Consider the following 8,590-nt stretch of genomic DNA (forward strand, 5'->3'; position numbering starts at 1 on the left):
CCAGGTCACAACCATCTCTTTCCAAACGACGAATTTCTGCCGCCGTTTCTAATCTTGGGCCCTGAACGGCGGCATAAGTCGCACCATCATTTACTGACAGACCGGCATCAGTCGCAGCGCTTAATAAGGTCTGGCGTAGTTCAGCATCATAGGGCCAGGTAAAATCAATATGATTATCAGCACGGAAGCGTTCACTAAAAAAGCTTTGTTCACGACTGTGGGTGTAATCAATAATCTGATCCGGCACCGATAGCACGCCTGGCGCATACTTATCAGTAATCCCCCCTACGGCAGCGACAGCCAAAATATCGGTGACACCGATGACTTTCAATGCATGAATATTAGCTCGATAATTAATGCGATGCGGTGGAATACTATGCCTATCGCCATGTCGCGGTAAAAAAGCGACTTTTTTACCATTTAAGGTGCCCATTTTTATCGCTGCTGAGGGTTCTCCATAGGGCGTTTCAACTTGTTTTTGTTCCGTTATTTCCAGCCCTGGGTATTGCGCCAGACCGCTTCCACCAATAATGCCTAATAAACGCATTTACGACTCCTTCAGAGCATATACAGCAGGTAGGTTACGCCAGAAACCACCCATATCCATACCAAAGCCAAAAACATAACGATTGGGTACGGTTAAGCCCATGTATTCGGGAACAGTGCCGACTTTATTAGTATGATCTTTATCAAACAGGCAGACACATTTAACGGAGGCTGCCCCCTCACTGAGGCAATATTCTCTTAATGCCGTCAGCGTGACGCCCTCATCAAAAATATCTTCAATCAACAACACATGGCGCCCCTGCAAAGCTGTGACCGGCTTCGCCTGCCAGCTAATCTCTCCGCCCACTGTTTTATCACCATATCGTGTGGCGTGAATATAATCCTGCTCTAATTTGAAGTTCAGCCGAGGTAATAAATGACCCGCTGTGATAACCGATCCATTCATCACACACAGCATCAGCGGCAGCTTACTGGCATAATCCCGATGTAATTGCTCTGCCAGATTATCCAGTGCGGTATTAATTTGATTCATATCAAAAAGCTTATCCGATTTGGATAGCAGTTCCTCATACTCTGTCATTGCTTACTCTCTATTGTGGTTCAGGCCGTATAATGATCCATTTGCGCTCAGGATTATTTATGCGCCGTTTATGGCCCTTACTCGTATTTATACTGATTTTTGGTATTGTCTGGCTATTGGCAGATAATGCAAAGAAGCCTGTAGCGACAACAAATAACTATGAGCGGATCATCACCTTATCGCCAAGCTTGACGGAAACCGTGTTTGCATTAGGATTAGGAAATCGCGTTGTCGCGGTCACTGATTATTGCGACTATCCTCCACAAGCTCAAGCATTACCCAGTGTCGGAAGTTATACCAATACCAGTATCGAAGCCATTACCCGTCAGCAACCCGACCTTGTCATTATGTTAAACGGTCAACAACAAACACAACAACATTTAGCAGACTTAGGTATACAAACCTTAGTACTGGATAACACGTCGATTGCTGATATTAAAGAGACCATTTCAACCATCGCTGATCTCACTGGCAAACAAAGTAAAGCCATTCAATTGCTCAATAACATCCAGGATCAAATTGATTCTGTACGCCATAAAGTCCATAACGTTGACCCTGTCAGAACTTTGGTGGGGATTGCTCACTATGTGAATAGCGATCAAATCGACACAGTTTATATTGCAGGACAACATGACTTTTATAATGAATTGCTGGAGCTTGCCGGCGGCGTCAATGTCTACACGGACACCGCCGTTAAAGTCCCTTCAGTATCAGCAGAAGGCATTATTCGCATGAACCCAGATGCCATTATTGACGTTTTTCCAGAACAAAAAGATCATCAATCTGATATGAAACAGGTCATCAAGCAGTGGCAAACCCTGCACAGTGTCAACGCAGTCAAACAGCAGCGGATTTATATCATCGAACATGATTATGCAAGTATCCCTGGCCCGCGTATCTTTAAGCTCTTACCTGAGATGGCGCGGTTGCTTCATCCTGACCTCGACTGGCAGCACAATGATTGAAGTCAATAAGCTCTCTGTACAGATTCAGGAGAAAACCCTGCTCAGCGGGATTGATTTTCATGTCCATACGGGAAGTTACTGGGTGGTCGTGGGCCCAAATGGATCTGGTAAAAGCACCTTACTGAAAACACTCATGGGTATTCTGCCCATTCACTCAGGCAACGTTTGCTTAAACCAGCGTGACATCAACGAATATGCACAGCGGCAGCGGGCACAATTGATAAGCTATGTACCGCAAAATAGTGGTCGGGCTTTACCTTTCAGCGTTGAAGAATTTTTGAAAATGTCACGCTATAGCTATCACTCTCCATTATCAGAATGGACCAGCCAGGATCAACAGGCGATCGAAGAAGCACTGACGATTACCGAAACCCAATCATTTCGTACACGTTTCATGAAAACACTCAGCGGTGGGGAATGCCAGCGAGTGATGATAGCTGCCGCTTTAAGTCAACAAACACCCTTAATCTTGCTGGATGAACCCACCAGCTATCTCGATCCTCACCATCAGGTAGAAATCCATCAGCTGATTAATCAACTCAACAAAAATCATCAAATGACCGTGATTGAAGTCAGCCATGATATTAACCACGCAGCTCACCCTGATAAACAGGTATTAGCTCTGCGTGAAGGTCAGGTGTTGTGGCAAGGTAACGGTCCGGACTTACTTGATAAGCAACGGCTCAAACAACTCTACCAACAGGACTTCACCTTTGTTGTGCATCCGACAAATCAGCGCTTAGTAGCTTTGGCAGACACTCCATGACGTCATCACATAAACTGATATTGATTACGTTGTTCAGCCTTGTCATCGCACTATCAGCTCCTTGGGTAGGACTCAACGATATTGCTGATGACATCCTTAAACAACAGATTCTATTGGATATCAGAGTGCCACGAGTACTCTTCGCCTTTGTCGCTGGTGCTGGCTTATCGCTCTGTGGCATGGTATTTCAGGCTATGTTTCATAATCCACTGGCTACGCCTTTCACATTAGGTGTCGCCAGTGGTGCTTCTTTCGGAGCCGCATGCACCGTTTTTTTAGGCATTAACGTTAGCTTATTCGGTTTTGACATCATTACGATAGGGGCTTTTATCGGTGCCTTAGTGGCGATTACTTTTGTCTTTTTCATCAGCCAGCTACAACGCGGATTTTCCAGTGAAACCTTGCTGCTTACGGGGGTCGCCACCAGCTTCTTTTTTTCCAGCCTGATTTTATTTATTCAGTATCTGAGTGATATGACAGACTCTTTTATGATCATGCGCTGGCTCATGGGAGGATTAACTTCAGCCAGCTATCAATCACTCTTGCAGCTCATTCCCGTTGTCACCGTCAGTACGGCTATCATTTTATGGCTGAGTCGTGAACTGAACCTGTTAATGGCAGGGGATGATATTGCTCTTAGTCGTGGGGTATCGGTTAGGCAGGTACGTTATCTGTTATTTTTCTCCACCTCTTTATGTGTGGGTGGCATTGTTGCCTTATCTGGCCCCATTGGCTTTATCGGCATGATGGTGCCACATATCTGCAGACTGATAATCGGGACCGATCATCGCTGGCTTACACCGGCAACCATCATGTTCGGTGGTGGCTTTTTAATTCTGTGCGATGGAATTGCCAGACTGCTGATTGCCCCTGCAGAAATTCCTGTGGGTATTATCACGACGTTACTTGGCGGCCCTTTTTTTCTGTGGTTGTTAATTAAACGTCGACAAGGTTAATTCAGGATCTGCTACTCTCTGCCAATATTTCAGAGGAAAACGCTGATGCAGACATCAAGACGACAGTTTCTACAATGGGGGCTGACTTCAACACTGCTATTGACTACACCTTTGGCACTAGCAGAAAACCTAAAACAGCCGCCTAGGCATATTGCTTTTGATAATCTGCATACCGGTGAAAAGATGAAAGTGACCTATTGGGAAGCTGGTTTTTATAAAACGGATGCATTGAAACAGATCAATCATATACTGCGCGATCACCGAACAGATGAACAAATGCCCATCGACCGACATCTGATTGATCTTCTTAATCTGTTACATACCGAGCTTGGCAGTAAAAGTCCTTTTCAAATCATATCCGGCTATCGTTCCAGTCAGACTAATTCCATGCTTAGAAAAACGTCTGATGGTGTGGCTAAAAAGAGTCTGCATATGGTGGGGAAAGCCATTGATGTGCGATTAGCTGATGTCGAATTGTCACGTCTTCGTGAAGCAGCACTGACATTAAACGCCGGTGGTGTGGGCTATTATCCTAAGTCGAATTTTGTCCATTTAGACACTGGTCGACCACGACAGTGGCAAGGTTAATCTAACTCGTTCAGTAATCGCTCTGCCAGTTCTCTGACACGTTGCATTTGCTTCTGGTAATTACGTGAGAAACGGTCATGCTCTTTTTTCATTTCTTCGTGTCTTAGCTGCATTTTTCGATGCATTTTTTGATGTTTTTCTAATTCGATATGGCTCGGACAGGTACTTAAACAATGTTCATCAAGGCCACATTCGTAACGAACAATTTCCGCATTATGCTCATCAATGCGTTTTTTGTGTTTCTCGATGCTCGATGAGTGTTCTGGTAAGGATTTTTCCAACAGATAGATGAGCGCCACCATACGCTGTGTTGAGTGCTGCCAGTGTTCAATTTCTTCCTGCCAGCGCTGATCATCTTCCTGCCACTTTTGGTTATAGTGTTTAAGCTGTTCTCTCTGTTCCATTGCGTTCATACCAACACCCTTGCATCATGCAGCTGCTTATTGAAATTATCTGACAAAAATATTAACGCTGAAATTCATCAGCCAGCACGGTAAATTTGCCTTATTTTTTATGAATCATTCATAGCAGGACAGCGACGTTAAATAAACGTAAAATAACGAGATTTATTTCAGTTTCAGGAAACACCATGTCCCATATTGTCGTTTGTGCGTTATATAAATTTGTCACGCTAGACAATTACACCGAGTTAAAAACGCCGTTACTTGATTTCATGCTCGAACACGAGGTTCGCGGCACATTATTGCTGGCACAAGAAGGCATTAATGGCACGGTTGCAGGCTCCAGAGAAGCCATCGATGCTTTGCTTAATTATTTGCAACAGGATCCAAGATTGGATCCGATAAGTTACAAAGAATCCTTCACTGATACCGCGCCGTTTATGCGCACCCGGGTCAAACTCAAAAAAGAAATCGTCACCATGGGCGTAGAAGGCATTGATCCAAAACAAGTCGTCGGTACCTATGTCAAACCCAAACAGTGGAACGAACTGATCTCTGCCTCCGATGTATTGTTAATCGATACCCGCAATGATTATGAAGTCCAGGTTGGCACCTTCAAAAATGCAGTGAATCCACAAACCGATAGTTTCAGAGAGTTTCCTGACTACGTGAAATCCCACTTGGATCCTGAAAAACACAAACGTGTTGCGATGTTCTGCACAGGCGGTATTCGTTGTGAAAAATCTACGGCCTTCCTCAAAGAACAAGGATTTGACGAGGTATACCATCTGGAAGGTGGCATTCTGAAATACCTGGAGGAAGTCCCTGCTGAAGAATCCATGTGGCAAGGTGAATGTTTTGTATTTGATGACCGAGTCACGGTCAATCACAATCTGGAAAAAGGCGACTATGATCGATGTCACGCCTGCCGACTACCCATTACTGAAGAAGAAAAACAAAGCCCGTTGTATCAAAAAGGCGTCAGCTGTCCGCATTGTTATGACAAAACCACACCTGAGCAAAAAGCCCGTTATGCTGAGCGTGAAAAGCAAATTCAATTAGCTAGACAACGTGGTGAGGCGCATATCGGTGTCGAAACTCAGGAAGCTGTTGAAAAACATCGTGCCGAAAAAAAACGCCGCCGCGAATTAGACCGTCAGGCAGCTAAGACAAAGGCTTGATATGCGTCTAGTCCATCTTCTTTGCCTTAGTTTTTGTTTATGCGTTACCCCGGTCTGGGCAAGCGAACATGATGTTGCCGTCGCCAGCGCTCACCCCTTAGCCACACAAGCCGGTATTGAGATTCTGGAACAAGGTGGCAATGCCTTTGATGCTGCCGTGGCCGTCACCGCTGCCTTAGCTGTCGTCGAGCCTGCGGGATCAGGTCTGGGCGGTGGCGGTTTCTGGTTACTACATCAGGCAGAAACTAACAAAGATATTATGGTGGATGGACGTGAAATGGCGCCCGGTAAAGCCAGTACTGATATGTATCTCAATCAGCAAGGCGAGTTCGAACAATCCCGCTCCCTCAATGGCCCACTTGCTGCCGGCATTCCCGGTGTGCCCGCTGGTATCGTATATCTAAGCGAGCACTACGGTAAATTGCCTCTTAAACAAAGTCTGGCACCCGCTATTCGTTATGCGCTAGAAGGTTTTGCAGTGGGTCAGCACTACACCGATATGGCGCGTTTTCGGCTGTCGGCATTAAACCAATACGCCGCCAGCCGTCGGCAGTTTCTTGATAATGGACAAGTCCCCAGTGTGGGCACCGTCATTAAACAGCCTGACTTAGCACATACGCTGAATAACATTGCCCAACAAGGTAAAGCTGGTTTTTATGAGGGCAATATTGCCCAGCGTTTAGTTGAAGCTGTTCAGCAGCAGGGTGGCATCTGGACTTTAGATGATTTACAGCATTATGAAGTCAAACTCAGACAACCGATAAAAGGGCTTTATCAAGGCTACACCATCACCTCTGCAGCCCTTCCCTCTTCAGGCGGTATTGTGATGGTCAATGCATTAAATCAGCTTTCCGCTTTTGACTTGGCTGACGCTAAGACCACACAGAAAAGGCATCTGGTCATCGAAGCTATGCGCCGGTCTTATCGTGATCGCAGTCGTTTTCTGGGTGATGCTGATTTTGTAGCTATTCCTGATTACTTAACTTCGGTCGACTATGGTAAACAACTTAGCGACACGATTGATCCGGTTCATGCGACGCCGAGTCCCGCCCTGACAGACCAATCCATTGAAGGCGAAGATACCACGCACATTTCCATACTCGACAGTCAGGGTAATCGGGTGGCTGCTACGTTAAGTGTTAACTATCCATTCGGTTCTGGGTTTGTTGCAGAAGGAACTGGCGTATTACTTAACGACGAAATGGATGACTTTTCTGCCCCATCTGGTGCCGCCAATGTTTATGGTCTTGTTGGTGAAAAAGCCAATGCTATTGCCCCCTACAAGCGACCACTGTCGAGCATGACACCGACCTTTGTCGAAAATAATGATCGTTTACTTATTACCGGCACACCCGGTGGCAGCCGCATTATCAGTATGGTGTTACTTAGCGTGCTTGATTTTATCGAAGGCAAAAGTGCAGAAGTTATCGTGGCTGCACCTCGCTACCATCATCAATATCTACCTGATGAAGTGCAGGTAGAAAACGTGGGTTTTAACGAACAGGAACTGGATGCACTAAAGCAAAGAGGTCATCACATCACCCCACTATCACGTCAATACGGTGATATGCACATCATCATCCAAGATAAAATCAATCGCACACTCAATGCCGCCAGCGATCCGCGTGGTGAAGGTCAGGCGACGATCATCACACTGGAAAAATAATCACAGCCGCATTTTTTGCGGCATAACGCCTCTTCTTGCTTGCGCTAGGGCGCTGGTTTCTAAAATAATCAAACCCACTATCGTCAGTGAGATCGGAATCAGACAAAACCAGCCAACCACCGCCAGTTGAATCATTCGCATATTGGCATCTTCCTGTCCTTGTAACACACCCCAAGCGATAAGAAAGAGTACAAGTGAGACGGCATAAGACACAATAAGAAAACGACTACGACGCCAGGCACATTGCCAATGTGCTAATACCAGTTCCGTTTTATTTGCAGGCCTGTGTGCTTGAATCCAGATCGATAAAATCATCATCAGTGAGCAGGCAATTGGCACACTGAAAATTAGCCACAGATTTTCCGTTGCAAAAAGTATGGCTGGCAAAAGAAAATGAAAAATAGCGATATTGAACATCATCCTTTCATGCGGCTGACTGGCGAGATGTGCTGTGTTATCCGTTTCAGACATAAAGACTCCCCTATTGATTATTACGCACCTTTGCGTGCATCAGATAAAGCGGTCATTTCCAACATAAAGATGAACAAAACCATCAGTAAAATCGGTACGGCCGCAATTCGGCTGAAGACTACGAGCATAATGGTCGCCATATTATGATCAGGCTGCATAGCTGAAATAGACCATGCCACCAGCATAATGACAACAGACACGCCATAGCTGATTAGCAACCACTTGGCATGACGCCATGCTAAATTCCAGTGTTGCTGAGTGACTACACTAGCATACTGACCAAACTTGGCTTTCCAGGCAATCCAGCCTATGCTGACCAGAGCACCCACAAGCGCAAAACTCAGAATCCAGGCAATGTGTCCGGAACTGAATGCAGCCACAGGAAGCAATAAATGAAACAAGGCGAGATTAATCATCATACGTTCATGCGGCAGGCTGGCTTCTTTTATATCATTGTTCATCATTTAATCCATTAACATTTGCTAATATAGCTTTATGATGAACCTGAT

11 protein-coding genes are annotated in these 8,590 nt (G+C 45.4%); 6 read left to right on the forward strand and 5 right to left on the reverse strand.

Translation table 11 applies throughout. The annotated features are described in order from the left end of the window. On the reverse strand, positions 1–547 hold a 547-nt coding region (locus B4K20_RS07420; protein WP_289282433.1), incomplete at its 3' end, for an S-methyl-5'-thioinosine phosphorylase. Further along, positions 548–1,087, reverse strand: a complete 540-nt coding sequence (locus tag B4K20_RS07425) for a hypoxanthine-guanine phosphoribosyltransferase (RefSeq protein ID WP_286305303.1) — start codon at positions 1,085–1,087, stop codon at positions 548–550. A gap of 59 nt (positions 1,088–1,146) precedes the next feature. Here B4K20_RS07425 and B4K20_RS07430 point away from each other — a divergent pair, with 59 nt between their 5' ends. Genes B4K20_RS07430 through B4K20_RS07445 form a run of 4 tightly spaced genes read left to right on the forward strand, consistent with a single transcriptional unit; the run spans position 1,147 to position 4,362 of the window. Then, positions 1,147–2,052, forward strand: a complete 906-nt coding sequence (locus B4K20_RS07430; protein ID WP_289282434.1) for an ABC transporter substrate-binding protein — start codon at positions 1,147–1,149, stop codon at positions 2,050–2,052. Beyond that, a complete protein-coding gene (locus tag B4K20_RS07435; protein ID WP_289282435.1) occupies positions 2,045–2,818 on the forward strand; it encodes an ABC transporter ATP-binding protein in 774 nt (257 codons plus the stop codon). Before B4K20_RS07430 ends, B4K20_RS07435 begins: the two co-directional genes overlap by 8 nt. Next, a complete protein-coding gene (locus tag B4K20_RS07440; RefSeq protein ID WP_289282436.1) occupies positions 2,815–3,774 on the forward strand; it encodes a FecCD family ABC transporter permease in 960 nt (319 codons plus the stop codon). The genes B4K20_RS07435 and B4K20_RS07440 overlap by 4 nt, the downstream gene beginning before the upstream one ends. Positions 3,775–3,819: 45 nt before the next feature. Further along, positions 3,820–4,362: a YcbK family protein gene (locus tag B4K20_RS07445; protein WP_289282437.1), complete on the forward strand. Its 543-nt coding sequence runs from the start codon at positions 3,820–3,822 to the stop codon at positions 4,360–4,362. Here B4K20_RS07445 and B4K20_RS07450 read toward each other — a convergent pair. Next, positions 4,359–4,766 carry a hypothetical protein gene (locus tag B4K20_RS07450; RefSeq protein WP_289282438.1) on the reverse strand — a complete coding sequence of 136 codons (408 nt, stop codon included), beginning with the start codon at positions 4,764–4,766 and terminating at the stop codon, positions 4,359–4,361. The two genes, B4K20_RS07445 and B4K20_RS07450, sit on opposite strands and share 4 nt — an antisense overlap. A 185-nt stretch (positions 4,767–4,951) precedes the next feature. On the opposite strand from B4K20_RS07450, the gene B4K20_RS07455 reads away from it, so the two are divergent. Both B4K20_RS07455 and ggt read left to right on the forward strand, forming a co-directional pair. Continuing rightward, complete coding sequence (locus B4K20_RS07455; RefSeq protein WP_289282439.1) at positions 4,952–5,944, forward strand: rhodanese-related sulfurtransferase; 993 nt, start codon at positions 4,952–4,954, stop codon at positions 5,942–5,944. Between the two features lies 1 nt (position 5,945). Beyond that, positions 5,946–7,610, forward strand: coding sequence for a gamma-glutamyltransferase (gene ggt / locus B4K20_RS07460; RefSeq protein WP_289282440.1), 1,665 nt, complete (start codon positions 5,946–5,948; stop codon positions 7,608–7,610). On the opposite strand, the gene B4K20_RS07465 is transcribed toward ggt, so the two are convergent. After that, complete coding sequence (locus B4K20_RS07465) at positions 7,611–8,081, reverse strand: hypothetical protein (protein ID WP_289282441.1); 471 nt, start codon at positions 8,079–8,081, stop codon at positions 7,611–7,613. It lies immediately after the preceding gene. Between the two features lie 20 nt (positions 8,082–8,101). After that, positions 8,102–8,542: a hypothetical protein gene (locus B4K20_RS07470; protein ID WP_289282442.1), complete on the reverse strand. Its 441-nt coding sequence runs from the start codon at positions 8,540–8,542 to the stop codon at positions 8,102–8,104. Positions 8,543–8,590 lie beyond the last annotated feature (48 nt).

The sequence above is a fragment of the Methylophaga sp. UBA5088 genome, from assembly GCF_002414625.1.
Taxonomy (GTDB): Bacteria; Pseudomonadota; Gammaproteobacteria; order Nitrosococcales; family Methylophagaceae; genus Methylophaga; species Methylophaga marina.

What these genes read in the sequence shown, in the direction of transcription:
- B4K20_RS07445 (WP_289282437.1), top strand. Translation starts at nt 3,820, where the DNA reads ATGCAGACATCAAGACGACAGTTTCTACAATGGGGGCTGACTTCAACA.
- B4K20_RS07425 (WP_286305303.1), bottom strand. Translation starts at nt 1,087, where the DNA reads ATGACAGAGTATGAGGAACTGCTATCCAAATCGGATAAGCTTTTTGAT.
- B4K20_RS07450 (WP_289282438.1), bottom strand. Translation starts at nt 4,766, where the DNA reads ATGGAACAGAGAGAACAGCTTAAACACTATAACCAAAAGTGGCAGGAA.
- B4K20_RS07455 (WP_289282439.1), top strand. Translation starts at nt 4,952, where the DNA reads ATGTCCCATATTGTCGTTTGTGCGTTATATAAATTTGTCACGCTAGAC.
- B4K20_RS07440 (WP_289282436.1), top strand. Translation starts at nt 2,815, where the DNA reads ATGACGTCATCACATAAACTGATATTGATTACGTTGTTCAGCCTTGTC.
- B4K20_RS07470 (WP_289282442.1), bottom strand. Translation starts at nt 8,542, where the DNA reads ATGAACAATGATATAAAAGAAGCCAGCCTGCCGCATGAACGTATGATG.
- B4K20_RS07430 (WP_289282434.1), top strand. Translation starts at nt 1,147, where the DNA reads ATGCGCCGTTTATGGCCCTTACTCGTATTTATACTGATTTTTGGTATT.
- B4K20_RS07435 (WP_289282435.1), top strand. Translation starts at nt 2,045, where the DNA reads ATGATTGAAGTCAATAAGCTCTCTGTACAGATTCAGGAGAAAACCCTG.
- B4K20_RS07465 (WP_289282441.1), bottom strand. Translation starts at nt 8,081, where the DNA reads ATGTCTGAAACGGATAACACAGCACATCTCGCCAGTCAGCCGCATGAA.
- ggt (WP_289282440.1), top strand. Translation starts at nt 5,946, where the DNA reads ATGCGTCTAGTCCATCTTCTTTGCCTTAGTTTTTGTTTATGCGTTACC.